Source organism: Enterococcus sp. AZ188 (assembly GCF_050544075.1).
Classification (GTDB): domain Bacteria; phylum Bacillota; class Bacilli; order Lactobacillales; family Enterococcaceae; genus Enterococcus_D; species Enterococcus_D entomosocium.
Genome location: NZ_CP172943.1, coordinates 3,486,315 through 3,511,351, shown reverse-complemented (window position 1 = coordinate 3,511,351; position 25,037 = coordinate 3,486,315). Strand labels below are relative to the sequence as shown.

General features: G+C 44.5%; 21 protein-coding genes and 1 riboswitch. Of the genes, 14 read left to right on the top strand and 7 right to left on the bottom strand.

What is annotated here, in order from left to right:
- Positions 1-116: 116 nt before the first annotated feature.
- Positions 117-1,538, bottom strand: coding sequence for a cryptochrome/photolyase family protein (locus IGI86_RS16235; RefSeq protein WP_086298820.1), 1,422 nt, complete (start codon positions 1,536-1,538; stop codon positions 117-119).
- A 354-nt stretch (positions 1,539-1,892) separates the two neighbouring features.
- On the opposite strand from IGI86_RS16235, the gene cls reads away from it, so the two are divergent.
- The 6 genes from cls to IGI86_RS16205 all read left to right on the top strand — a co-directional run bounded on the left by cls (position 1,893) and on the right by IGI86_RS16205 (position 9,924).
- On the top strand, positions 1,893-3,422 hold the full coding sequence (gene cls / locus IGI86_RS16230) for a cardiolipin synthase (protein ID WP_429947871.1): 1,530 nt from the start codon (positions 1,893-1,895) through the stop codon (positions 3,420-3,422).
- A gap of 502 nt (positions 3,423-3,924) precedes the next feature.
- On the top strand, positions 3,925-5,235 hold the full coding sequence (locus tag IGI86_RS16225) for a PTS sugar transporter subunit IIC (protein ID WP_086298816.1): 1,311 nt from the start codon (positions 3,925-3,927) through the stop codon (positions 5,233-5,235).
- Positions 5,236-5,262: 27 nt separating this feature from the next.
- Positions 5,263-6,735, top strand: a complete 1,473-nt coding sequence (locus IGI86_RS16220; protein WP_144330802.1) for a glycoside hydrolase family 1 protein — start codon at positions 5,263-5,265, stop codon at positions 6,733-6,735.
- A 19-nt stretch (positions 6,736-6,754) separates the two neighbouring features.
- Positions 6,755-8,017 carry a prolyl oligopeptidase family serine peptidase gene (locus tag IGI86_RS16215; RefSeq protein ID WP_430617545.1) on the top strand — a complete coding sequence of 421 codons (1,263 nt, stop codon included), beginning with the start codon at positions 6,755-6,757 and terminating at the stop codon, positions 8,015-8,017.
- A gap of 68 nt (positions 8,018-8,085) precedes the next feature.
- A complete protein-coding gene (locus IGI86_RS16210) occupies positions 8,086-9,000 on the top strand; it encodes an ROK family protein (RefSeq protein ID WP_016620279.1) in 915 nt (304 codons plus the stop codon).
- A 72-nt stretch (positions 9,001-9,072) separates the two neighbouring features.
- Positions 9,073-9,924, top strand: a complete 852-nt coding sequence (locus IGI86_RS16205; RefSeq protein ID WP_086372426.1) for a MurR/RpiR family transcriptional regulator — start codon at positions 9,073-9,075, stop codon at positions 9,922-9,924.
- 197 nt (positions 9,925-10,121) lie between these two features.
- On the opposite strand, the gene IGI86_RS16200 is transcribed toward IGI86_RS16205, so the two are convergent.
- A complete protein-coding gene (locus IGI86_RS16200) occupies positions 10,122-10,595 on the bottom strand; it encodes a DUF3955 domain-containing protein (protein ID WP_052533231.1) in 474 nt (157 codons plus the stop codon).
- A 426-nt stretch (positions 10,596-11,021) separates the two neighbouring features.
- On the opposite strand from IGI86_RS16200, the gene IGI86_RS16195 reads away from it, so the two are divergent.
- The 5 genes from IGI86_RS16195 (at position 11,022) to IGI86_RS16175 (ending at position 15,194) form a co-directional block, all read left to right on the top strand.
- Positions 11,022-11,336 carry a rhodanese-like domain-containing protein gene (locus tag IGI86_RS16195; RefSeq protein WP_008380263.1) on the top strand — a complete coding sequence of 105 codons (315 nt, stop codon included), beginning with the start codon at positions 11,022-11,024 and terminating at the stop codon, positions 11,334-11,336.
- Positions 11,337-11,338: 2 nt separating this feature from the next.
- Positions 11,339-12,997 (top strand): FAD-dependent oxidoreductase, encoded by a 1,659-nt coding sequence (locus IGI86_RS16190; RefSeq protein WP_005233231.1) that lies wholly within the window; start codon positions 11,339-11,341, stop codon positions 12,995-12,997.
- The gene (locus IGI86_RS16185; protein WP_430617544.1) at positions 12,990-13,289 is read left to right on the top strand and encodes a rhodanese-like domain-containing protein; all 300 of its coding nucleotides are present in this window, start codon (positions 12,990-12,992) and stop codon (positions 13,287-13,289) included. Before IGI86_RS16190 ends, IGI86_RS16185 begins: the two co-directional genes overlap by 8 nt.
- The gene (locus IGI86_RS16180) at positions 13,286-13,546 is read left to right on the top strand and encodes a metal-sensitive transcriptional regulator (protein ID WP_005230585.1); all 261 of its coding nucleotides are present in this window, start codon (positions 13,286-13,288) and stop codon (positions 13,544-13,546) included. Before IGI86_RS16185 ends, IGI86_RS16180 begins: the two co-directional genes overlap by 4 nt.
- 331 nt (positions 13,547-13,877) lie before the next feature.
- Positions 13,878-15,194 carry an MATE family efflux transporter gene (locus IGI86_RS16175; protein WP_430617543.1) on the top strand — a complete coding sequence of 439 codons (1,317 nt, stop codon included), beginning with the start codon at positions 13,878-13,880 and terminating at the stop codon, positions 15,192-15,194.
- A gap of 70 nt (positions 15,195-15,264) precedes the next feature.
- On the opposite strand, the gene IGI86_RS16170 is transcribed toward IGI86_RS16175, so the two are convergent.
- Entirely contained in the window at positions 15,265-15,471 is a 207-nt protein-coding gene (locus tag IGI86_RS16170) for a hypothetical protein (protein WP_008380254.1), read from the bottom strand.
- 363 nt (positions 15,472-15,834) lie between these two features.
- Complete coding sequence (locus IGI86_RS16165; RefSeq protein ID WP_008380252.1) at positions 15,835-16,575, bottom strand: SDR family oxidoreductase; 741 nt, start codon at positions 16,573-16,575, stop codon at positions 15,835-15,837.
- 164 nt (positions 16,576-16,739) lie between these two features.
- Between IGI86_RS16165 and IGI86_RS16160 the strand changes: the two genes are divergently transcribed.
- Positions 16,740-17,177 carry a MerR family transcriptional regulator gene (locus IGI86_RS16160; RefSeq protein WP_016620288.1) on the top strand — a complete coding sequence of 146 codons (438 nt, stop codon included), beginning with the start codon at positions 16,740-16,742 and terminating at the stop codon, positions 17,175-17,177.
- A gap of 141 nt (positions 17,178-17,318) precedes the next feature.
- Here the strand turns inward: IGI86_RS16160 and IGI86_RS16155 are convergent, their stop codons facing one another.
- The 3 genes from IGI86_RS16155 to IGI86_RS16145 all read right to left on the bottom strand — a co-directional run bounded on the left by IGI86_RS16155 (position 17,319) and on the right by IGI86_RS16145 (position 20,394).
- Positions 17,319-18,068, bottom strand: coding sequence for a SagB/ThcOx family dehydrogenase (locus IGI86_RS16155; protein ID WP_430617542.1), 750 nt, complete (start codon positions 18,066-18,068; stop codon positions 17,319-17,321).
- Between the two features lie 288 nt (positions 18,069-18,356).
- Entirely contained in the window at positions 18,357-19,457 is a 1,101-nt protein-coding gene (locus IGI86_RS16150) for an iron-containing alcohol dehydrogenase family protein (RefSeq protein WP_086298798.1), read from the bottom strand.
- Complete coding sequence (locus tag IGI86_RS16145) at positions 19,393-20,394, bottom strand: bile acid:sodium symporter family protein (RefSeq protein ID WP_005233246.1); 1,002 nt, start codon at positions 20,392-20,394, stop codon at positions 19,393-19,395. Before IGI86_RS16145 ends, IGI86_RS16150 begins: the two co-directional genes overlap by 65 nt.
- Before the next feature lie 598 nt (positions 20,395-20,992).
- On the opposite strand from IGI86_RS16145, the gene IGI86_RS16140 reads away from it, so the two are divergent.
- Both IGI86_RS16140 and IGI86_RS16135 read left to right on the top strand, forming a co-directional pair.
- Positions 20,993-21,628, top strand: coding sequence for an NAD(P)H-binding protein (locus IGI86_RS16140; RefSeq protein WP_142437237.1), 636 nt, complete (start codon positions 20,993-20,995; stop codon positions 21,626-21,628).
- 340 nt (positions 21,629-21,968) lie between these two features.
- Positions 21,969-24,617 carry an HAD-IC family P-type ATPase gene (locus IGI86_RS16135; RefSeq protein ID WP_430617541.1) on the top strand — a complete coding sequence of 883 codons (2,649 nt, stop codon included), beginning with the start codon at positions 21,969-21,971 and terminating at the stop codon, positions 24,615-24,617.
- 193 nt (positions 24,618-24,810) lie between these two features.
- Positions 24,811-24,949: riboswitch (FMN riboswitch) on the top strand.
- Positions 24,950-25,037: the final 88 nt, after the last annotated feature.

Sequence of the window (25,037 nt, the reverse complement as noted above, 5' to 3'; positions counted from 1 at the left end):
AAAGGTGAAAAACGGCGCACCAGTTTAATAAAAAACCAGCAAAGACGCTCCGTAAGAGCCCGTCTTTGCTGGTTTTTTTCTACCGAAAATGTTTGAGAGCAGGCCATGACAGCTGCTTACGGCTCGATTTTACTATACAAATCGAGGGCTCTTTTTCTGGCTTCGTTGTGATCAACTATAGGCAACGGATAGTTGGTGCCTAAAACTACCTTTAGGTCGGCTTGTTCTTCGTCAGTCATCAGGTAAGGTTCGTGGATGAATTTTAGCGGCAACTGGGCGAGTTCGGGAACAAATTGTTTGATAAACGTCCCCTCTTTGTCGAATTTTTTCCCCTGAGTGATGGGGTTGAAAATTCGAAAGTAAGGAACGGCATCGGTGCCGGTCGAAGCTGCCCACTGCCAGCCGCCGATATTGCTGGCAGCGTCGTAGTCGATCAATTGTCGAGCAAAATAGGCTTCTCCTTGCCGCCAGTCGATCAATAAATCTTTGGTTAGAAAGGAAGCGACGATCATCCGTAGACGGTTATGCATCCAACCGGTTTGATTCAGCTGCCGCATCGCGGCATCAATGATCGGATAGCCGGTTTGCCCTGCTTGCCATTTGTTTAGCGCCTCTTCATCCTTTTGCCAATCCATATTTCGATATTTCTCAATGAGTTCATAGTTTTTTTGCTCCGGATGAGTGAAGTAGATCATATGATAAAAATCTCGCCAAGCCAGTTCTTTTAAAAAGGTCGCTTTGCCAGTGCTGGGTGGCATTCCTTGGCAAGCGGCCCAAACCTTCCGAATAGAGATTTGTCCAAAAGACAAGAAAGGGGACAGGCGGCTGGTTCCTTTGATCGAAGGGAGATCACGGTCTTTTTCATAGGCGGCCAAACGCTTTTGCACAAAGGCCTGCAATTGTTTATGCGCATAGTCTTCCCCAACGATCGTTGAAAAATCGGTCTTTCTATTTTTTAGCAGCTCAGCAAGCAGCGCTGTCCCTGCTTTGAAGTGAGGGGCATCATTAAAATGAGCGGCTTTTTCAAAATCAAGGGCCTGCTTTTGATTGACCGGTTTGGGCAGCTGGATCCATTTCTTATAATAGGGCGTAAATTTTTTGTAATACGTCCCGTCCTCTTTGGTGATTTCCGTTGGTTGGTGCAGATGATGTTCTTCGAAGAAATGGACAGTGACGCCTTTTTTTTCGACCAATTCTTTTATATAGAGGTCGCGTTTACGACCAAATCCACGGTTATCAAAGTTGAAGTAAAGCTGGCTCCATTCTGGATAGCAAGCGAACAACTGATCAAAGGCTTCTGTCAACGTTCCCGTCAAGAGGTGGATCGTCAGATTTTGCTTTTTGGCAGCCTCGATAAAGTGAGCAACCGCGCTAAAAAAGTAATCATGGCTTGGTGCATCGGGGAGAAACTGCTTTTCATTGAGATGAAACACACACAACAATTGGTCGTTTGCTTGAAGAGACAAAAGCGCCTCAGTAAGCGCCGTATTGTCCTCTAAGCGCAGATCCTTTCTAAACCACATCACATGAATTGCCATAACAACCTCCTTGATAGTATAACCGTGCTAAAAAAACGATCGGATTTCGTTCATAGTAAAGGAAAGATGGGATTTATTCAAATTTGGCGATTGCGTAAGGAAAATTGCTGTTGCAACAAGTCGAGGGATGCTTACAGGGTTTGTTTTAATTGGTGCACCGATTTGAATAGGCGCTTGTCATTTACCGTTTCGTTTCTGCAAATCGTCTCTTCTTAATAAATAATAGGTAAAAAATGAGTAGTAGGGGATGAAATGAGTTACATTTGCGTAACGAGAACGTATATAATCATAATATATAGTGAGGCTTTTTACTTTAGCGTTTATTAATAAGCGCATATTTGGATGGAGTGAAGGATGATCAAAAACAAATTACAGCAATACAAAATTTTAACGCTTTTACTGATACTTGTGACGGTTGGATTAATTCTCTTTTTAAATCAGATGATTTATGCTTGGCAGGCCATTGAAATTTTGGCGATTCTTCTTTGTGGCTACTTAGTGGTTTTTGATCAAAGGGATGGAACTTCGAAGATTGCTTGGATCTTAGCTTTATTGTTTTTACCGATTGTAGGAGTCATGTTGTATTATTTAATTGGTCGTGAACCTCGATTAAGGAAGTTGCCCAAACAGCAGATACAAAATGAACGGGAAGTGCAGCGAACGGTTTCGGCTATTCTGCAAGAACATTCAGAGATCATTCATGGAAAACATGATCTCTCCACTGAGATTTTTCATCTTTCGGGCAAGTATCCCACAACTAATAATCATCTGACTGTATTAAACGAAGGCGCTGAGGCGTTCGCTTCTTTGCTGGAAGATATCAAGAAAGCCAAGCATCATGTGCATGTGTTTTTTTATATCGTTAAAGGGGATGAAACAGGGGAGGAGCTGACAAATGTTCTGGTCGAAAAGGCCAAACAAGGGGTAGAGGTTCGGTTTATGTATGATAGCGTGGGGTCGATCGCCTTTCCTAATCAATTATTATTATTGATGCGAAAGAATGGGGTAGAGGTGCGCACGTATGATTTGTTGAATTCGCCTTGGCTAAGTAATAAAGCGAACTGGCGCAATCACCGTAAAATGGTCGTTATTGATGGTGAGGTTGCACATACAGGAGGCATGAATATTGGAAATGAATATAGTGGGCGAGGCAGTAAGTTTTCTTATTGGCGAGACACAAACATCCGGATAGAAGGACCTGCTGTTCTAGAAGTACAAGAATGCTTTATTTATGATTGGCTCTTTCTTGATGAAACGGAAGAAACGGTCACTCATTTTTTGACACAGACAGCTACGTATTTTCCGTTGAAGACCGACGTTCAAAGCGGTTCGGAAATCGTTCAGGTAATCTACGGCGGACCCTATGATAGCGAGCGAATCATTAAGGATTCCTTTAATGACCTCATTGGAAAGGCAACGGATTCGATTAAGATCGCAATGCCTTACTTTATTCCTGATGAAGAAAGTTTAGGTGCGCTTAGAAGAGCAGCACGGTGTGGGATCAACGTACAATTGATTGTGCCGGGAAAAGGGGATCGAGGAATTTCTTTTCATGGCACGAATTCGTTTATTGATGAATTATTATCTGCCGGCGTCGAAGTCTACACCTATGATGAGACTGCTTTTATTCACTGTAAATATATGATCGTCGATGAGTTTGCTGCAACGATCGGGTCAACAAATTTTGATATTCGTAGTTTTTACCTTAACCATGAGTTATCTATGTTCATCTATGGGCCGTCTAAAATAATCACAGAGTTAAATCAGCAATTTATGGAAGACTTAGCTCATGCAAAATTAGTAGAAAAAGAAGAATGGCAAGCCAGAAGCCTTTTGACGAAAACAAAAGAAAAAATCAGCGGCTTGTTTGTTCCGATTCTTTGAAGGAAGATAGTGAACAAAAGAATGAAATATTTCTGATCCATCAGTCTCATATATGATTGCCCTATGATTCCTAGCTGATAGCATCTTCTCAGCTAGGGATCATTTTTTGCGTGCACCAATCCATTGATTGCATGGATGGAGAGTCTAGCGAGCAATTGGGGATTTGTAGTGATTAAGCGATCGGGGGTGAGTGAGACGATGCGTTCACCTGAATCTGTCCACGATCATTCGATTTTTGTGTGAAATGCCCCGTTTTTATGTGAGGGGGAATGCTAGGAGCTGCTCGTGTCTTCAGAAGATAGTTTTTGAAGAAGCGGGGAACAATGAGACCTCTTTTTCATGTTCCGCGCTATCTCATGACGAATCGTGAAACAAACGTCTCAGTTTCAGTCCTTCCTATTGAAATAAGCAATAAATTACGAGATATTGAAATCGGTTACAAGAGTTTTATCCGGAGAAACTTGATGTGATTGAAAGCCAATTTCTTTCAGGGAGGAAAAATATGAGTGAATCAAAATCTATCATCAATGATCGAATAATGCCTGTAATGGGGAAAATTAGTCAGATAAAAGCGATTCGAGCGATTCAATATGGGGCGATGTCTACCATGCCATTGACATTGGGGGTTAGTCTGATCGCTATTTTAGTCAATCTGCCCGTTGAGCCTTGGTTGGCTTGGTTAGCGCAAACTGGAATCGATGAACACATGCGTGCCACCATCAAAGTGACGATGGAAATCACTGCATTATATATGACGTTTATGATTGGCTATCATAATGCCAATGAAAGAAAATCAAGTCCTGTGACCGGTGGGATATTATCCTTGGCCTCGTTTTTCGTTTTGATGCCACAAGTGATTCCCTATGATGGGGGCGAAGTAGCCGGACTAAACTTTGACTATATCGGTAGTAATGGTATTTTCGGTGGGATGATCGTTGCGTTATTAGTATCGAGCTTGTATTCTGTATTGGACAAAAAAGGCTTGGTCGTTAAACTGCCAAACTCGGTGCCACCAATGGTTGCCCAGTCGCTTTCACCGACCTTTATTGCCATTATTATATTTGTACTTGTTTGCTTAACCCGCATTGGCTTTAGTCTAACTGCGTGGGGCGATTATTTTGATTTTATCAATGGCGTGGTCGGGGCACCGATTATGAACTTGGGGGCAACACCGATCTCGGCGATTATTTTTATGATCACTATTTCGATCTTCTGGTTTTTTGGGATCCATCCCAATACGATCCTCAGTATTTACTTGCCGGTTTTAATGGCTACAGGGGTTGCCAATTTAACGGCGTTTATGGAGGGAGAACCGATGCCGCATTTGGCATTTTCAGCGGTGATGGCTTTTTATGCACTTGGAGGTGCGGGCAATACCTTAGGAATCTCGTTGCTGATTCCCTTTATTTCGAAATCACAGCGCTATAAAACTCTTGGGAAACTCAGCTTGGCACCAGCGATCTTTAACATCAATGAGCCATTAGTGTTTGGTTTGCCACTGATGTTGAATCCGATCTTCTTTATTCCGATGGTCAGTACTTCTTTGGTGAATGGGATTATAGGGATCATCGGCTACAATCTTGGGGTGTATGACACACTGAATCCTTCGATCTCACTGCCTTGGATCATGCCAGCCTTCATTGGACCGATCTTGACCATCGGGATCAAAGGTGTGATTGCGGTAGTCATTGCGATTTGTATCAATGGGTTGATCTACTTGCCGTTTTTCTTAAAAGCCGACAAGCTGGCATTGGCGGAAGAGCAAGCGCTTGAAGATGAGGTTATGGCAGAGAAAGTCACAGAGGCGGTCTAAAGAAAGACAGGAGGATCAGTCAATAACATGAGTTTACCAGAAGGATTTTTATGGGGCGGCGCTACCGCCGCCAATCAATATGAGGGGGGCTTTGATCAAGGAGGCAGAGGACTATCTACATTGGATATTGTTACCAGCGGCAGTCAGGAACAGCCCCGTCAACTTACTGTGAAAGATGCGCAAGGCAAAATCCGCAACATTTCTATGTATGAAGGAATGCCAGCGGATTGCCAAGGATACTTAGACGAAAATCAGTATTATCCTAGCCATCGCGCCACAGATTTTTACCATCATTGGCAAGAAGACATTGCTTTATTTGCTGAACAAGGCTACAAGGCTTATCGGATGTCGATCAGCTGGACACGGATTTTTCCTGATGGAACGAAAGAATCGCTTAATGAAGAAGGAATTCTCTTCTATGAAAGGATCTTCAATGAACTGCTCAAATACGGCATTGAACCAATCGTTACCTTAAATCATTTTGATATGCCGCTGGCTTTAGCTGAAAGTCGTGAAGGATGGCTGGATCGGCGTACGATTGAAGATTTTCTGGACTATGCGGTTTTGCTGTTCGATCGTTTTAAAGAGCAAGTGAAGTACTGGATCACCTTCAATGAAATCAATTTTTTGAATGGCTATGTTTTTTTAGGGATCAAAGGAAAAGACTTAGGAAAAAGGGCGCAAGCATTGCATCATGTCTTTCTTGCTAGTGCCCGCTGCGTGATTGAAGGCAAAAAAATCAATCCCGATTTTCAAATTGGAATGATGCTTGCCAGTGCTGGTATGTACCCAGAAACCTGTAATCCAAACGACAGTATGCGGGAAATCGAAGTTTCTAGAATGTTCAAATATCTGTATAGTGATGTCCAATGCCGTGGGTATTACCCTGAATATGCCTTGAAGGAGTATGAACGAAACGGCTGGCAGCTGGTCATGGAATCAGATGATCTTGATCTTTTACGCGTAGGGACGGTCGATTTTCTTTCTTTTAGTTACTACAATTCAGCGGTCATCTCCACAAAAGAACAAGAAAAAACGAGCCGCGGCAATATGATGGAAGCGGTAAAGAATCCCTACTTAGAGGAATCGGAGTGGGGGTGGCCGATTGATCCGACAGGTTTGCGGATCGTATTGAACCAATTGTATGATCGCTACCAGCTGCCGTTGTTTATTGTAGAAAACGGCTTAGGCGCACTTGACACTTTTAACGAACAAAACGAGATCATCGATGATGCGCGTATCGCTTACCTCAGCGCCCATATTGAGCAGATGATCAAAGCGGTTGTACATGATGGCGTGAAACTACTGGGCTATACACCGTGGGGCTGTATTGATATCATATCTGCAGGAACAGGGGAAATGAAAAAACGTTATGGGTTCATTTATGTAGACTTGGATGATGCTGGAAAAGGGACTTTTGCCCGCAAAAAGAAAAAATCTTTTTACTGGTACAAAAAAGTGATTGAGTCTAATGGCACCTCGATCCAAGCAAAGTCTTGATTCAACCTGGAGGTTTTTTATGACAAAGACAGAGACTGATACACCTACCCAGATTACGTATTCCGTCCATTGCCAAGGATACGATTGGGGACCGGCAAACCATAAAATTGTGATTGATTTTGGACAAGTGATCGATGAGCAAGTAGATGCCTCGTTTTTTGAAGTACTAGGAGAAAAAGAAGGCTTTGATTGGTCGACGAAAATGCCAAAGCAGATAAAAGGCAAGATCGAACTCAAAGAGGCTTATTTATCTGATTCGACAGGACAAAAGCAACCCGTCGATCTGCCGACGACGTGCGTTACATTGGCGTTGCAGGTTCATCCCGATGCCCCGTTGACATCACCCTTTGTCTTTAATCCACAGCTGTTTTTGAATCAAAAGCGACAGACGATGTATACGATCACGCTAAAGAATCCTCTGTGTATTAATGGTTCTTCTTTGAACGAGCTCGTTTTGACGAACCAACAGTTTGAAGAAACCGTTTATGAAGGGACCGAGCAATTTCTGCAAAAAGAATTTTTTTATGAAGATGCTGAGTTTGGTGAGATCACTTTACACCATGCACTTTTTGAACCGAAGGATAAAGGGAAGCATCCCCTAATCATTCTTTTGCACGGCGCGGGCGAAGGCGGAACCGATCCTGAAATTGCGCTTTTGGGCAATAAAGTGGTTGCTTGGGCTGATCCCGAAGTACAAGCGATGTTTGGTGGCGCCTATGTTCTGGTTCCTCAAGTGCCAGATATGTGGATGAACGATGGAAGCGGCGGTTACACTCAAGATGGCACCAGCAAGTATACCCGAGCTGTCAGCCGTTTGATTGATGAAACAGTTCAGACCTTTGAAACGTTCGATCCAACGCGGATCTATTTAGGCGGCGGCTCCAATGGCGGCTTTATGACCATCAATCTGCTTTTAAGAAAGCCCAATTTTTTCGCGGCAGCTTTTCCTATTTGTCAGGCCTATAAGACACAATGGCTCGATCAAAGACAACTTGAAGGCCTCAAGAAGATCCCACTTTGGTTGACTCATGGCATTCACGATCAAGTCGTTTCCTTTAACGAGCATAGTCAGCCATTATATGAAACGCTACAAGCGATGAACCATCCTGAGCTTCACTTGACTGCTCTGGATGCAGTAACAGACGAAACAGGCGACTATCAGGACGATACGGGCGAACCATATCGATACAATGATCATTGGGCATGGATTCCAGTTTTTAATGGTGAGATTGCGAATGAAACCCAGTCGTTGTTTCACTGGTTAGCAAAGCAAAAACGATAATGGGTTATCACCTCGGAAGATATCATATATTCCGAGGTGAAATATTTTTTGAGAAAGTTGGGTAAACAATGAATTATCTTGTTTATGATATAGGAGGCAGTTACATCAAATACTGTTTAATGACGGGGGATCGTGAGATTTTCTTCAAAGGGAAAGTAAAAACACCTCTTGAAGAGAAAGCCTGCTTTTTAGTCGCTGTCGAAGAAATTTTTCGGCAATTCGAAGGGCAAGTCGATGGTATCGCCATCAGTATGCCGGGGAAAATTGATGTTTTCAACGGTTATGCCCATACCGCTGGTGTGCTGACCTTTTTAGAACAGACAAACATCGTTGATCTCTTTCATACATTCACTGATTTGCCAATCTCGGTAGAAAATGACGGCAAATGCGCGGCATTGGCAGAATCGTGGGTCGGAGCGCTGGCGCATACAGATCATGGCATCGTCTTGGTCTTTGGCACTGGTGTCGGCGGTGGACTGATCATCAATAATCGCCTACATCGCGGCAGCAGCGGGATCGCTGGCGAGTTTAGTTTTGTCCAGCAAACCGATGCGTACCATCAACCAGCCGCTTATTTCGGTGCTTCTGGCAGTGTTCTGTCGCTGGTTAGTGAAGGAGAACGAGTCAAAGGGATGGAAAAAGGCACGCTCAGTGGTGAGTTGCTGTTTCAACTGATTGAAGAAGGCGACAAAGAACTGCAAGGCGTTCTAGAAAAGTATTGTGATACGATCGCTCTTCATTTGTTCAACCTGCAGTATATTTTTGATCCCGAGACATTTGCTATCGGGGGCGGAATCAGTGAGCAAAAACGATTTATCCAAGAAATCGAAAAAAGCATTGATCGGTTGAAAGAGAAACACACATATCATCTTGCAGTGCCGAAGATCGTTCCGTGCAAGTTTCGAAATGACGCGAATTTGATCGGCGCCTTGATGAATCATCATTTAAATAAAGTGAAAAAAGTAAAACACAACCTTATATGAGCATGGGAGACACTCTGCGTTTAGAAAAAGACCAGAAATCGTTCGGTGCAAAATCGTTTGGGAGATATAGTCATGAATTTATTTGCAAAACTGAATTGTGTTAAATATTTGTCTGATACAGAACACAACATTATTGATTTGATTAATAAGGACCCAGTTGCTTTTACACAGATGACCATTCGTGAGATCAGTTCATTGGCATTTGTTTCTAAAGCTACCATCTATCGTTTTTGCAAAAAGTTGGGGTATTCCGGGTTGAATGAATTGAAATTAATGGTCACTGCCTCTTATGCCGATCAATTACAGCATGCAGATAAAAAAGTAGATTTGAATATTCCATTTGGAAAAACAGATTCTGCGTTTACCGTCATCTCAAATTTAAGAGATTTGTACGAGCGCTCGTTATTTTTGGCAACGACTTTTATCAGTGTCAAAGATCTGCAACAGATTGCCGTGGACTTGATCCATGCTGTCAATATTATTGTGTTTGTCGATGATGAACAGCTTCATGTAGCAAAAATTTTTAAAGATCGAATGGAAAGCTGTGGTGCCAGAGTCACAGTTCCTGCAAATCTCTATCAAAAAATTTCACTTGCACAATCGGCAGGCACCCAAGACATTGCGATATATGCTTCCTATCATCCTGTTCAAAAGCGTCACTTGGAGCTAGCAAAGATTTTAAAAGGCAATCAAGTGAAAATGGTGGTCATCAGCTCATCTGATGACCACTTACTCAATCATCATGGTGATCGCAACCTCGTAGTAGGCCCGATCGATCATGAAAAAGACAAGATCGCTGATTTTGCGATTACGATCATTTTTCAATTTTTGTTTGATTCCATCTACTCTGTATTCTTTAAAGAACGCTATGAAGAAAACATTGAGAACTTACGTGCCTCTTACTTGAAATATCGGAATATCTGAAAGGGGATCTTGTGCCTAGAAATTGTGTTTTTAAGCGGTGAATAGCTAACTGTGGGACTATTTTCGTTTAGGGGTGGATCATCTGTTAGAGTCTGGAAATGCTGCTTTGTTGAAGGCAGTGTTCATTGAAGGGACTATTCTTTATTAAACAAAAGTTAAAAACTCGATTCCATCATCTGGAATCGAGTTTTTTCGCGTCATTTTCTTCTAGCAGCTCGAAAATAATTGATCCCGGTTCCCGCAAATACTACGAAACTAGCCAATAGGAACAAAAATCCTACGGGGATTAGATAGAAATTTTCATGTAAAATGCCGGATTGATCGATGTATTCTACGGAGCTTGCTTTGATGAAGAAGCAGGCAAAGCCGAATAGTAGTAAAAATGTTCCGATCAAGGTCGTGATCAAATTGAGTTTGGCGCGTCGAGTCTCGCTGCCGTCTTTGATTAGTTTTTCAGTGATCTTGTTCACTTGAGTTCCTCCTAAAATCAATTCATCAAGCGAGAGTTGAAAAATCGTGGCGATGGCAATCAGCATTTCTAAATCTGGTAGATTGCGATTGTTTTCCCAGTTCGAAACGGCTTGTCTCGTCACGTGTAATTGAGTGGCAAATTGTTCTTGGGTCAAGTTATTTCTTGTGCGTACTTCTTTGATTTTTTCGCCAAATTCCATCTTTTTTTCCTTTCGCTGATGTGACTTAAGCATAGTCGAAACCCACGCTGATTCCAAGAAAGCAGGGCTTGCTGCTTGATAAATCAAGGGAAAGTGGTGCTTGCGTCGCTTTTTTTGTCCGCTCTTGGTTAGGGCGGGAGCCAATCATCTTTAATAACCGAAGCAATCAGCTGCTAAATAAACGATTTTATATGTGTTATTTTTACAGTGTATCTTTTCTTTTATTATAGCATTGTGATCGATGGGAGGGAAATGTGTGATACTGGTCTTTCGCTGCTTGATCGGTAGCTGTCTGACAGCTGTCGAGAGTATCGAGTGGGGAGCAACGCAACAGCAAGTTTCTTTTCTTAAAGAAAATCACTTAGTTGACAAATAGGGAAACATCTTGTTTAATATACCCCGAGGGGTATAAGAGAGGAGCAAGAAATGTTTTCATTATTTAAACGCATACCAAGTATGTCAACAGCAGATTTACAAAAAGAAGGAGCCAAAGAATGGACGGTTCTGGATGTTCGCACGCCGGCGGAGTACCGTAGCGGACACATTGCCTACGCCAAAAATGTACCGTTAAACAAGATTGCGGGCTTCACTCAAAAAGGTGACAAGAAACTGGCAGTCATTTGCCAATCAGGGATGCGAAGCAAACAAGCAGCCAAAATCCTAAATAAAAAGGGGTTTGATGTGGTCAATGTTCGCGGTGGCATGAATCAATGGCGGGGAACAACCAAAGGAGGAAAGTAACGATGGAAAAAATAGTTATTGTCGGTGGGGTAGCAGGAGGAATGTCTGCAGCAACGCGCTTACGTCGGCTTAAAGAAGTAGCGGAGATCATTATTTTTGAAAAAGGTCCTTTTGTCTCTTTTGCGAATTGTGGACTGCCGTATGCCATTTCTGGTGAGATCGAAGAGCGAGATGCCTTATTGGTCCAAACACCTGAGGCATTAAAAAAACGGTTTAACCTAGATGTGCGGCCTCTTCATGAAGTGCTGGCGATCGATCCGGAGGAGAAAACGGTCACGGTCAAACATGGCGAACAGGTCTTCACGGAATCTTATGATGCGTTGATTTTATCACCGGGGGCAAAACCGCTAGTACCAGCGATCAAAGGGCTAGAAGAAGCAACCAACGCCTTTTCTTTGCGCAATGTTCCTGACTTAGACCAAATCATGACACATCTTGAAGACAAAAAGCCTCAAAAAGCGACGATCATTGGCGCTGGGTTTATTGGGTTAGAAGTCGCTGAAAATTTACATAAAAAAGGCCTACAAGTAACGATCGTGGAAAAAGCACCCCACGTATTGCCACCTTTGGATGAAGAAATGGCGGCGTATGTCAAAAATGAATTGATCAAGCAAGGGGTCAATGTTTTGACCTCGCAGTCAGCGACCGCTTTTGAAAAAGCAGGGCAAGAAATCGTTCTGGAGGATGGAACGGTTCTGGCTTCAGACATCACGATTCTTTCGGTGGGTGTCCAACCAGAAACGGATTTGGCGAAACGTGCTGGTATCCAATTAGGACACCGGGGGGGTATCCTGGTAGATGAGCAATACCAAACCAGCAAGAAAGATATTTACGCGGTGGGAGATGCCATCGTTGTGAAACAACAAATCACTAACGAAGACACGCTGATCTCCTTGGCGTCACCAGCCAATCGCCAAGGTCGGCAAGTGGCTGATGTATTGGGAGGACTGACTCGCAAAAACAAAGGCAGTATTGGGACGGCGATCGTGCGCGTATTCGATCTTGCCGCAGCGTCCACTGGGTTGAGTGAGCGTAGTGCCAAACTGGCGGGGCTAAATCCTCAGGTGGTTCATCTTTCAGGCAAAGACCATGCTGGGTATTATCCTGATGCGACGGATATTTATTTAAAGCTGATTTTTGATGCTGACACTGGAAACATCTATGGTGCGCAAGGTATCGGTGCCAAAGGGGTCGATAAACGGATCGATATTTTGGCAACAGCGATCAAAGGCGGCTTAACGATCTTTGACTTGCCTGAACTGGAATTCACCTACGCGCCGCCTTTTGGCTCAGCGAAAGATCCAGTGAATATGATTGGCTATGCAGCGATCAATCTGGCAGAAGGAATCAGTGAGAATATCCAATGGCACGAATTGACGGAGGCCTTAGAAAACGGTAAGCAGTTGTTGGATGTTCGTTCAGAGATGGAATTAGCCAATAATGGGCGTTTTCAAGAGGCGCTCCACATTCCGTTAGATGAATTGAGAGATCGGTTGTCTGAATTGGATCCAAGTGTTTCGTATGTTGTTACGTGTCATAGCGGATTGAGAAGCTACATTGCCGAACGCATCTTAAAACAAGCGGGCATCAATTGTCAAAACCTCGATGGTGCCTTTTCGTTGTATAATACTATTAAGCCGGAGATGATTATTCATGATTAAAGCAATATCTATGGAGGAATTTACCCAAAAAGAAAAACGTGAGGCGCTTGAGATCCTTGATGTCAGAGAAGTTGATGAGTTTGCACAAGGACACATCAAAACAGCACAAAACCTACCGTTGAGCGAGCTGACGGAACAAATCAGCGACTTAGAGAAGAATAAAAATTACTATGTCATCTGTCATTCAGGGGCTCGTTCACAAATGGCATCTGAGTTTTTGAACCAGCAAGGGTTTCAAGTGACCAATGTCCTCGGCGGCATGTCAGCATGGAGAGGAGAAATCAAACGATGACCGCATGCAACAAAGATATTTTGAATCGGTTAAAACGAACCGAAGGCCAGTTGCGGGGGATTCAAAAAATGATCGAAGACGAGAAAGAATGCGTCGATGTCATCACGCAATTGTCCGCCGTCAGTTCCAGCGTCAACCGTATTATGGGGATCATTGTCGCTGAGAATTTGAAAAATTGTTTGGAAAATCCAGACAGCGACACGGAAACCCAAAAGCAGAAAATCGATCAAGCCGTTCAGCTGATCGTGAAGAAATAGCGGGATTTTTGAAAGGTTTGTCGCGTTTTTTATCATCCCATAGAAAAGGTTCAGAAGAGCAGTATGTTCTTCTGAACCTTTTTATTCTTCATCAGTGATTGCTTGTCGACACCAATGGAGGAAATAAGCGGAGCTTGTCGGGATGTTTTGTTTTTTAATTACGAAGGAATATACACCGAGAAGGCTGTATGGTTAAATGGAGGGAGAAACGTCAAAACGCCCGATGGGTCGTTGAGTATTTATAGCGACCAACGATCGCTTTTCTTGTGACTAAAATCACAATAAGCGAGTGGGTGTTGCGCAGTTATGACGAATGAGAGAGGAGAGCTTCTTGAACAAAAAAATACAGTCTTTTACATTGCCTTTGATTGCTTCCAATTTGTTTCAAATCATTATTGCACAAGTTTCCTTAGCGATTATTTCAAGAAGATCCACGGAAGCGCTGGCGGCGATCGCACTGATCGACGGGTTTCTCTATGCTTTTGCGGGTATCTTAGGTGCGATTGGGCTGGCTTTTAATATTTATGGCGCAAAGGCAGTCGGGCAAAGAGAAGAGACGCAGTTAAATGATTATCTGTCGTCGGTTCTTTTTCTAGTAGTCGCGATCGGTGTGAGCTTTTTGCTGATTTTCCTGCTTTTTGGACGAGACATTTTACAGCTTGTTTACGGATTTAGCGGGGAGCTGCTAGGAACTGCGACGTTGTATCTTGCAATCATGTCCCCCTATATTTTACTTACGTTAGTCACGTTTGTTTTTACTAGCCTTTTAAAAATTGAAAAGAAAACGAACTACATCCTCGGTGTTTCGATCATTAGTGCGTTGGTACAGGTGTTGCTTAGCTATTTATTGATCAACGGCAATCTCGGTTTTCCCGCCATGGGGGTCTTAGGCAGTGGCATCGCAAATATGCTTGCGACTTTGTGCTTGCTGGGGATTTATGGGGTTCTTTTAAGAGAAAGTCTAGCAAGAGGGCTAAAACAAAGACCACGAAAACGCGCCTTTTTATTGAAAAAATCGATCCCCTTAATGATTCAGGAATGCTTTGAAGGCTTAGTCTTTATTATTGCTTTTGAAGCTTTCGTCTCACGGTTGGGTGTTAGTACGCTGGCCGCCTATGCGATCGGCAGCCAAGGATTGATGATCGCACGGTTGCCTGCTTTGATGTATGGCAACGCAGTGACCGTCTTTGCGAGTGAGGCGAATGGTCAGAAAAATCGTCAGAAGATTTTAGCAGTGGGAAAAAGTGCCTTCGCTTCTTCTTTCGTGGCTTATGTTGGAATCGTCAGTCTGATCTGGGGCTTTCGTTCTGCTTTTTTCCAGTTGTTTACTACAGATGTCGCTGTTTTAGACTTGTTGCCAGCTATTTTGCCAATCATGCTGGGGATAATGCTCGTCAGTCCGTTATATGAAATCAAAAAATACTTATTACAAAGTTTGGAGTGCAGTCGCATGGTTTGTCTGTTGACAGGATGCGTCAACAGTCTGGTTTTAATGGGAATCACAGGCTTTTGGAGCAGTGGGCAGCTGAACTTTTTCTTCCTCTACTGTCTATACGGTTTGAATTTCCTGATTCTCGGCAGTTTCTTTGCAGGGCTGTTTTATTGGACGATCAAGCAGCGTTATCCTCAAGGCAAAGGACGCCTTTGAGGGGGATAGAAAAAAGCGAAGGTGCTGCTGATCCTTCGCTTTTTCGTCGCCTACAATTGGACAGGGGAGATTAATTGTGGCTGACTTCTTCGTAAAAGATAGCATTGCGTTCTGCAATCAGTTGGGTTTCCCTTCGCTCTAATTCGAGAAAGGTTTCGTCTGCCAGCAATTCGGCAGCAGAGTAGCCGGCCGCCAAGAAGTTTTCTGCATAGGTCAATTTCTGATTCGTGATGTTTCTTCGTTGCTCGGCAATGACGAGTAGCTGTTTCACATTCATACACTCACTCCATTCTTTTATAAAAAGCAAGTACTAAAAGAGGACAGCTAATAATACTTGCAAGTCAACGGTGAAGGCGGGATATCAATCATGCTCGGCTATTCATAAATAAGAGAAATACGGTAGGTTCGTTTCTGATTGGTCGTTTTATACGGAAGCTTTGTACTAAGTATAAAAAAATTTCCCCCGTAGTAACAGAACCTAGTCGTTTACATAAAGCAACGATTGGTTTACATTACTCGGACAAGCGGGTGTTACAAGAAAAACAAGTAATTTTTCCTAGGGGAACGGCGGGATTTGACGACAAAAAAACCTGCGATCGCCTCAGGCGGATAGCAGGTTTCACGGGCTAGTAGAAATAGCTTAAACGGTTTGTTTTGCTGGGCGCAGCAAGACTTCGCTGATCGCCACATGTTTGGGCTGTTGAATGGCATAAACCACTGCATTTGCTACATCTTCTGGCGTTAGGCTGTTGCCTTCTACGCGAGAGGTTTCTTTCAAGGCTGCTTCTAGTTGAGCATTACCTACGGTTTCAAACAATTCCGTGGAGACCATTCCCGGAGAGACGATGGTGGAACGAATGCCATGTTCACGTTCTTCTTGGCGCAAACCTTCCATGATTGCACGAACCGCAAACTTTGTCCCGTTGTACACGGCAGATCCCGGGTAAATGACATGTCCAGCAACTGAGTCAGTGGCGATGATCAAGCCGTCTTGTTGTTTTTGCATGATGGGCAGCACAGCGCCGATCCCGTTCAATACCCCCATGATATTGATATCCAGCATTTTTTGCCAGCTGTCATAGTTCAACTCTGCCAAGTTTCCTTGAGGCATGATGCCAGCATTATTGAAAAGGACATCAATCCGACCAAAGGAGGTCATGGCTAAATCAATGACTTGTTGGACTTGTTCGCGATTCGTGACATCGGCTGTTTGATACAAGACATTTTCTCCTAGTTTTTCAGCCAGTGCTTTGATGCGCTCTTCACGGCGGGCGGCGATTACTACTTTTGCCCCTTGTTCGGCTAGCTTAACGGCGGTTGCTTCCCCAATTCCTGAAGAGGCTCCCATAATTACGATAACTTTTTCTTTGATTTCTGTCATTTGTCTTTCCTCCAGTGAATGATTTTTTCATCGAATCCTGCTGCTGCCAAACCCAAACCTGCGAGATGACGGGTGATTGACAGTACAGTGCTTGCGGTGTATTTTTATTGTAGAACCTGAAGTTAGGTTTAGGTCAAGCGATAAACAAAACTTTTTTAGGAGCGATGCAAGTGAGTTACTCGATTGGTGAAGTATCAAAAACGACTAACATCCCCATCTCGACACTACGTTACTACGATCGAGAAGGAATGTTTCCGAATATGGCCCGTAGCAATGGCGGCATTCGGGTGTTTTCAGAAAAAGAAGTAGCGACGATCAAAGTGATCGATTGTTTGAAAAATACCGGCATGCCCATCAAAGACATCAAGAATTTCTTGGATTGGGGCGAGGAAGGCGATGCGTCTTTGCAGAAACGGCAGCAGCTGTTTCATGAACGCTTGGAAGAAGTCACAAAGCAAATGGCAGCCTTGCAAGAAACGATGAATACGATCAAATACAAATGCTGGTACTACGATACGGCGATGGAAGCAGGCACCGAAGCGGTAGTAAAAGAGCTACCGCTAGAAGAAATACCAGAAGAAGTCCGAGCATACAAACTGTAAGTCCATCGAAAAACCACCTGCTGTTTTTGCAGGTGGTTTTTCGATTCTACTGGTTTTGCTGGGAAAATCAACCTTGCCAGTTGCCGTTTTCTAATGAAAGACTGACAATCCTACGAAAATGGGCTCTGTTATTCAGTAGCGCTACTCAATAACCCCCACTGGAATCAAATAGCGGGGTTCATTTTCCGTCGGCAGTTGTAATAATTCTTTGAGTTCATGATCCGTGAAGGCGCCGATCGGCACAGCGCCTAAGCCTAACGCTTGGGCTTGTAAAAGGACGTTTTGGGCGGAATGACCGACTTCGATATAGGCATAGCGTTCGATTCCTCGGTCCCCATAGCGCTCAATCAGTCGTTCATAAACCACTGTATAAAGCAATGTGGCAGGTGCCTGTTGGATCGCTTGCTGATCCAATGAACCTTCCGCCAATGCGGTCCGAAAATCACCAGCAAGGATTTTTTCTAAGGCATGTTGCTCAGGTTGATACAGATAAAGCCCTGGCTCAAGCCCCGTTACCTGTGTGACCACGACATAGAGGTCTAAGGGATACAAGGCACCAGCCGAAGGCGCTGTCCGGCGACCATCTTCTGTAGTGACACCGGCAGCGGCCCATAAAAGCTGTGCCAGCTGTTCTTGTGTTAGCTCCGTGTCTTGAAAATCTCGTTGCGAGCGCCGCTCGAAGAGAGCTTCCGCCACACTGGTTTCCCCGTCTAAGATCGGTTGCGGCAGTGGAAAGGTTTCATAGGAAATCGCAGGTTCAGAAGAAGTGGCGGTGTTGGTAGTCGGTTGTTCTTCAATCGGTGCTGTATCCGCACTGCAGCCAGTGAGGAGTAAGCCCAGCATCCAAAGAGCGCCTAAATGAGCAAAGCGAAATCGTTGGTAACGGGTCATGAGGGTTCCTCCTTTTCCTAAGGACTTCGTGTTATTTATAAGTATAACAAGGATTGCTTTTTAATGCGCTTTTATTCACAAGTAGATAATTAGGGAGGTAAGCAGTCTCTCAGTCGTATCATAGGCTGATTGTGCTTTTTAATATTTTCTAAAGACCTAGATAATGAGTAGTATCGTATGAACTTGCTATGAATATTTTTTATGAAATCCAAACCGACTGCAATCAAACGTAAGAGAAAAAAAAGCCATACAAAAACCCTCCAGCAATTCGTTGCTGGAGGGGTTCATTTAATTGGCGGCTGCCAATGACGCTTGGTTTTGTTTGGCATGGTAGGCTTCTACGTCTAAGATTGCTTGTTTGAACATTTCTCGCGTGATCTCATAAGGCACGTGGACGATATCATTGGTGGTCATTGCTTTATCTAAGATTGCCTCAAGGTCGCTGGTGGCGTTAAGACCCATATCAGCTAAGCAAACCGGCAGTTTGTTTTCCTTCATAAAGGCGTAGATGCGCTGGAAGAGGGCCTCTTGCTGATCTAGCTGCAACAAGGCCAAAACACCGTAACTAACGGAAGCACCATGTAAATAGTCTTCCATTTTTTCCAAAACGGTCGTTCCGTAGTAAAAGGAATGGGCAAGGGCGGAGTTGTAATCATTGATGACTAAGACGGAAACTAAGCCGGTAGTCACGATGATATCCAAGACGACTTGCTCAATGGCATAAGATGGCTGATTGGCGGCACTGTCTTTCAAGGCTTGTGTGCCGTATTGCAATAAGCGTTCCGTGCACATTTTGCCGATTTGGATGCCTAACCCATCGGTGTAGTCTAACTCATCGCCCCGCGCTGAAAACGTTGACTCGATCTCTTTGGAGAGGGCATCGCCGATTCCTGCCCATAAGTACTTGTCGGGGGCTTGGGCGATGATTTCACTGTCGATAAAGGCATGGGTTGGCGGCTGCGAAGGGAAAAACAGCCCTTGCATCTCGCCGTTTTCTTTATAGATGACACAGACCGCGGTGACTGGTGAGCAGTTGGAGCCGATCGTTGGGAAGGTGAAGACTGGTTTGCCTGCTTTTTCTCCAACCACTTTGACGGTATCGCAAACGCGGCCGCCGCCAACGGCGAATAGAACATCGGCGGCTTGGACGCTTGGATTGGCTAACAGCTGATCGACGTTTTCATAGGTCGAGTTGCCGCCGTACCACAAGGTATCCGTCACTTTGACTGCTGACGTTAAACCGGCTTTGATCTTGTCTTCGGCTTTTTCAAGGGCGGTTTTTCCGCCGATGATCACGGCATTGGTGCCGTATGGTTTTACGATGTCATTTACTTTTTCGTAGGCGTCCGCCCCGATTGTGTAGTTTGGCAAAAAGATACTTTGACTCATACTGTTTTCCTTCTTTCTTGGCCACGAGATTGGCTAAAATTGGTCCGGTAATTTGATGGATCACCATGCCGACTGCGGCAGGGGTAACGGCTGCAGCAATGGCGGCAAAGTGGGCATTGGCTAACGAGATCGCTAGGCCGGTATTTTTCATCCCTAATTGAAACATGATGGATTTGGCTTGGGTGGCACTGACGCCCATCACACGGCTCAGACCATAGCCTGCGCCGTAGCCGATCAAGTTATGGAGCAAGACTAAGAAAATCACGATCAAGCCAGATTGGACGATCACGGCACCGTTGCGAGCGACAGTTCCGGCAACGATCAATAAGATACTAACGGAAGAAATCAACACAAATGATTGCAGAAATCGCTCGATGTGCTTGGCAATGAGTTTGTGGACGATCACCCCTAAAATGATCGGCAAAAGCACCATCTGCAAGACAGACAAGAGCATTTCCCAGAAGGAGATCTCAGTATACTGACCAGCCAAGATGTAAACCAAAAAGGGGGTAACGACGGTCGCTAACAAGGTCGATACCGTGGTCATGGAAACGGTGAGGGCGACATCGCCTTTGCCGATAAAGGTCATGACATTGCTGGCGGTTCCACCAGAAACGCAACCTAGTAGGACAAACCCGATGATCAAACCGGAAGAAAGACCAAACAGCTGCGCTAAGCCGTAAGCCACCAAAGGACTGATGGTGAACTGGAAAAGCACCCCTAAGATGAATGCTTTAGGCTGTAAGACGACCATTTTAAAAGCAGCAACGTTTAAAGTCATCCCCATACAAAACATGATGATGCTCAAAAGAATCGTTGTACGAGGCGGAATCCATAAGAAGGGTTGCGGGAAAAAATAAGAGACGATCATCAATAAAATCATGATATAGATCAAATACTTGTTTACAAAAGCAGCGATCGTGTTGACGGTTTTCATAAGAAAAATCATCCTTCCTTTTTCTGCTTGACCAATCAAGTGTTCAAACAGAAGGGGTCTTTAGAATAAGTGCAGTGCATAACCGCGGGGAATCGGCAGCAGTTGTTCAACGAGCGTTTTGGATCTATCTGACATCAATGTGTCAGTTTGCAAAAGGCCGCTTCCTTGAAAATGGGTATAAAAAAACACTCCATCTCAAGAAGTTGATCTTCTTTTTGGATGCAATGTGAATAGGGACTCTTTGAATGTATAAAATCAAACAGTCCCGACTATAATAATAAAAGAATTCGTTTGCTATCATTGGTGCAGGTCATATACGCCACCGTCCTTTTCTTTATTTGGAATTTTCTAAATATTTAAATTATTTCTACCTAGTCTACAAAAGAGTCAAGGCTTTGTCAATCGTTTGAGAAGATTTTTTTCATTTTTTTGGGTGTTTTTTTAAAAACATGGGTTTCTATGGGGAAAAATAGCAAGAATTGGTTTGTGCTGTGCCTTTTTCCCTTTCGTTTAGGAACAGAATAGTTGTTGGATCTTGGTTTTTGTCCTACGATGATACTAGCAAGAGTTGGAAAAAGAATCGAGAGGAGCAAAGAAAATGAAAATTTTTGTCGTTGGTGCTACTGGACGAGTAGGTCAAAAATTGATCGACTTTCTAGAAAAACAAGGACACATCGTTTATGCTGGTGCGCGCAGCAGTGAGAAAATCACAGAAACGGAGACGATCAAGCCCGTGTTCTTTGATTTACACACGGAACCGGAAGAGATGGCGGCGAAATTCGAAGATGCGGAAGCGGTATACTTCGTGGCGGGTTCCCGAGGCAAAGACTTGCTGCAATCCGATCTGTATGGTGCGGTCAAAGTGATGCAAGCCGCCGAATCAAAAGGAATTAAACGCTACATCCACCTTAGCTCAGCCTATGCCTTAGAACCTGAACAGTGGCAAAGGGAAGGCATGGCGTCATTGATGGATTACACGATCGCCAAATTTTTCTCTGATCGCTGGCTGATCGACAATACCGCACTAGACTATACGATTTTGCAGCCGGGTGCGTTGAAAGAAACTCCAGGATCTAGTTTGATTGAGATCAGTGAAACGACCTCTGGTGCGATCCCGATCGAGGATGTCGCCGTCTTGTTGGGTGAAATGCTGGAGCGTCCAGCAACTTATCAAAAAGTCATCAAAGTCCAAGCAGGAGAAACACCGATCAGCGAGGCACTGGATCAGCTTTAAGGCGTGCCTTTGGGCTTGAAGAGAATGTACTGAAGGAAGCTGCACGGCAATAAATCGTTGTCGTGCGGCTTTTTTTGTGAAGAAGCCAGTCACTTTTCATTTTTGAAAGCGATGACTCTTGACTTTGAAAAAATAGTTTGTTACGCTTATTGCTAACTTTAGAGGGGGTGGTAAACGAATGTCAAGCGACTCGAGTGACGGTGAGCAGAAACACTATTTTGACTTACCTTACTTTTTAATTGAATAGGAGACCAACAACAGCGCGTTATTTAGGAGCAGTTTCTAAATAAGGGGCTTATTTGTGTTATCCATCAATGAAAAAGAAAAGGAAGAAGAATAAATGAATAAAAAAGAGTTTCAATTATCAGTGTCAGAAACAATCGAACAGTATCAGGTGCCCTCTATCGATCAAGGATTGACTGAGGCACAAGTAACCGAGCGGTTAGAAACCTACGGATTGAATCAATTAGCGGTCAAAAAAACCGCCAAGTGGCGGTTGCTGCTGCGGCAATTCCATAACACGATCATCTACATTTTGATTTTCTCCGCCATCTTAACGCTGCTGATGGGGCATTTCTCTGATGCCGTGATCATTGGCATCGTCGTACTGGTCAATGCGTTGATCGGTTATTACCAAGAAGCCAATGCTTCCGATGCGTTAGAACGAATCAAAGAGATGCTATCAGCAGAAGCCACGGTCTATCGGAATGGGATTCGGCAAGATATTCCAGCTGCCGAAGTCGTTCCAGGGGATGTCGTATTCCTAGAAGCTGGTGACAATGTGCCCGCAGATCTGCGGATCATCGAAGCCGACAACTTGCGTATCCAAGAATCCGCCTTGACTGGTGAAGCCGATTCGGTGGAAAAAATAACAGATGCCTTAATGGATGAAGCAACTCCATTAGCGGAACAACGGAATTTGGCGTTTGCTTCGACTTCCGTGACGTCAGGAAGCGGGAAAGGGATCGTGATCGCTACCGGCGCCACGACTGAGATCGGGAAAATCTCCACAGAAGTCAATCAAACGGAAGAACGAAAAACGCCGTTGATGAAAGAAATCGATGGGCTGGGGAAAGGCATCACCTATGTGATCATGGGCGTGGCGGTCTTGCTGTTTATCGTCAGTTTGTTCCAGCAAACCTACGCGATCTCTGTCTTGTCCTTAGCCGTCGTCACCATGATCGTCGGCTCGATCCCAGAAGGATTGCCAGCAACGACATCGGTGGTTTTGGCGATGGGTGTCAGCGACATGGCAAAAAACAAGCACACCATCATCAAAACACTGCCGGCGGTTGAAACGCTAGGCTCAGTGGATGTGATCGCGACGGATAAGACCGGTACCCTGACCAAAAATGAAATGACGGTCAAAGACATCGTATTGGCTGAGCAGGAATATGAAGTGACGGGTGACGGCTATGCGCCGGTGGGCGTGATTCGTCCAAAGCAGGAGGACGTTCGCACGCAAGACATCTTGCAGTTGTTTTTGGAAGCTGGCTACGAAGCCAACGATACGGTACTGGTCCCAGAAGGAAATCACTGGACGATCAATGGGGAACCAACAGACGGCTCCTTTTTGACGCTGTATCATAAGCAATTTACCTATCCGCAAGCACCCGCTTACCAAGAACTGGATATGCTGCCCTTTGATTCGGACAACCGCTACATGGCGAAACTAGTGGCAAACCCTGCGGGGGAACGCTTGTTATTTGTTAAAGGCTCCCCAGATAAATTGTTTGAAATGGTGCAAAAACAAGCGGCGCCTTTTGATGAAGCCTATTGGATAGGCCATGTCCGCCGCTTGTCGGCAGAAGGCAAACGGGTGGTAGCGGTGGGCTATCAGAAAGTCTCGATTGATCACATTGATGAAACGATTTTTGAGCAAGGGCTGCAATTACTAGGGATCGCCGGGATCATCGATCCGCCGCGAGAAGAAGTGATCGCTTCCCTGAAGGAAATGAACCAAGCCGGTGTTCAAGTAAAAATGATCACGGGGGATCACCCTCTGACTGCCAAAGCGATTGGGGAAAAGCTTGGTTTAGCGGATGAGATTCACGTCGTGACTGGTGCCGAGTTGGATCAGATGAGTGAAGCCGAATTTCAGGATGCTGCCTTGACGAATCAAGTCTTTGCACGAACCACGCCGAAAAATAAATTGGACATTATCAGAGCGCTACAAGCCAAAGGTAAAGTCACGGCGATGACAGGGGACGGGGTCAACGATGCCCCTGCGTTGAAGCGGGCGGATATCGGTGTAGCGATGGGGATCAGCGGCACGGATGTAGCCAAAGACTCTGCTGATATGATCTTGACCGATGACAATTTCGGTACCATGTCCTTAGCGATTCGCGAAGGACGCAGGATCTATGACAACATCAAAAAGAGTATTCTGTTTCTGTTGCCGACATCTTTTGCCGAAGGGCTGATCATTGCCTTTACGATCATGATGCAAAAAGAATTGCCGCTGCAGGCGACACAACTGCTGTGGATCAACATGGTTTCTGCTATTACGATCCAGTTTGCGTTTATCTTTGAACCAGCAGAGTCTGGGATCATGAACCGCAAACCGCGAAAGACAGGCAATAAATTGTTGAATCGCCACGATATTTGGCAGATGGCGTATGTATCGATCTTGATGGCAGTCATCAGTTTGATCGCCCATGACTGGCTCTTGCTGCAAGGCGTCAGCGAAGCCGTTGCTAGTACCATGATGGTCAATATCGTGGTCTTGAGTAAGATTTTTTATTTGTTCAACATCCGTACCAGTGCACCAGCGTTTTCTAAAGCTTCCTTCACCAATCCAAAAGCGTTCGTGATCATTGGGGTGATGCTGGTTCTGCAACTGTTATTGACCTATGTTCCATTTATGCAAAGCGCCTTTCATACTGAGGACATGTCCTTGATTGGCTGGGTCATCTCAGCAGCTTCTGGGATGGTCGTCTTACTCGTGACGGAGTTCGATAAATGGCTTCGTTCGAGAAAAAATATTTAACCTAGGTTTTCTCGTGTTTTTTACAGGCAAAACCGCCTTGCTGCAGCTTAGGAAAATGGCGGAACGACAAGGGATTTCTGCTGTCGCTGCTTTGGGGTTGCCAAAAGAAAAAGCCAAGAGGAATTCCTATTGGCTTGTAATCAGGCCTATTGACAAACAAAAATGGTCGGGCTAAAATGCACATGAATTGAATAGTATTCTTCGGGGCAGGGTGTAATTCCCGACCGACGGTGACAAGCGCAATGCTTGAAGTCCGTGACCCGCATAGCTATGCGGTGGAGCCAGTGTGAATCTGGCACCGACAGTGAAAGTCTGGATGGGAGAAGAAAAACCACAAAATTTCAAGGGGCGCAGTGCGTCTAAAATTGATTTTTTGCCGGTCTTGTTTGTCTATGCCTCGTGAGATTCTCACGAGGCATT

Coding starts and splice junctions, on each gene's coding strand:
- IGI86_RS16155 (WP_430617542.1), bottom strand. CDS start 18,068: ATGACCCGTTACCAACGATTTCGCTTTGCTCATTTAGGCGCTCTTTGG.
- IGI86_RS16225 (WP_086298816.1), top strand. CDS start 3,925: ATGAGTGAATCAAAATCTATCATCAATGATCGAATAATGCCTGTAATG.
- IGI86_RS16195 (WP_008380263.1), top strand. CDS start 11,022: ATGTTTTCATTATTTAAACGCATACCAAGTATGTCAACAGCAGATTTA.
- IGI86_RS16165 (WP_008380252.1), bottom strand. CDS start 16,575: ATGACAGAAATCAAAGAAAAAGTTATCGTAATTATGGGAGCCTCTTCA.
- IGI86_RS16235 (WP_086298820.1), bottom strand. CDS start 1,538: ATGGCAATTCATGTGATGTGGTTTAGAAAGGATCTGCGCTTAGAGGAC.
- IGI86_RS16170 (WP_008380254.1), bottom strand. CDS start 15,471: ATGAATGTGAAACAGCTACTCGTCATTGCCGAGCAACGAAGAAACATC.
- IGI86_RS16135 (WP_430617541.1), top strand. CDS start 21,969: ATGAATAAAAAAGAGTTTCAATTATCAGTGTCAGAAACAATCGAACAG.
- IGI86_RS16150 (WP_086298798.1), bottom strand. CDS start 19,457: ATGAGTCAAAGTATCTTTTTGCCAAACTACACAATCGGGGCGGACGCC.
- IGI86_RS16220 (WP_144330802.1), top strand. CDS start 5,263: ATGAGTTTACCAGAAGGATTTTTATGGGGCGGCGCTACCGCCGCCAAT.
- IGI86_RS16160 (WP_016620288.1), top strand. CDS start 16,740: ATGCAAGTGAGTTACTCGATTGGTGAAGTATCAAAAACGACTAACATC.
- cls (WP_429947871.1), top strand. CDS start 1,893: ATGATCAAAAACAAATTACAGCAATACAAAATTTTAACGCTTTTACTG.
- IGI86_RS16190 (WP_005233231.1), top strand. CDS start 11,339: ATGGAAAAAATAGTTATTGTCGGTGGGGTAGCAGGAGGAATGTCTGCA.
- IGI86_RS16200 (WP_052533231.1), bottom strand. CDS start 10,595: ATGGAATTTGGCGAAAAAATCAAAGAAGTACGCACAAGAAATAACTTG.
- IGI86_RS16215 (WP_430617545.1), top strand. CDS start 6,755: ATGACAAAGACAGAGACTGATACACCTACCCAGATTACGTATTCCGTC.
- IGI86_RS16180 (WP_005230585.1), top strand. CDS start 13,286: ATGACCGCATGCAACAAAGATATTTTGAATCGGTTAAAACGAACCGAA.
- IGI86_RS16145 (WP_005233246.1), bottom strand. CDS start 20,394: ATGAAAACCGTCAACACGATCGCTGCTTTTGTAAACAAGTATTTGATC.
- IGI86_RS16210 (WP_016620279.1), top strand. CDS start 8,086: ATGAATTATCTTGTTTATGATATAGGAGGCAGTTACATCAAATACTGT.
- IGI86_RS16140 (WP_142437237.1), top strand. CDS start 20,993: ATGAAAATTTTTGTCGTTGGTGCTACTGGACGAGTAGGTCAAAAATTG.
- IGI86_RS16205 (WP_086372426.1), top strand. CDS start 9,073: ATGAATTTATTTGCAAAACTGAATTGTGTTAAATATTTGTCTGATACA.
- IGI86_RS16185 (WP_430617544.1), top strand. CDS start 12,990: ATGATTAAAGCAATATCTATGGAGGAATTTACCCAAAAAGAAAAACGT.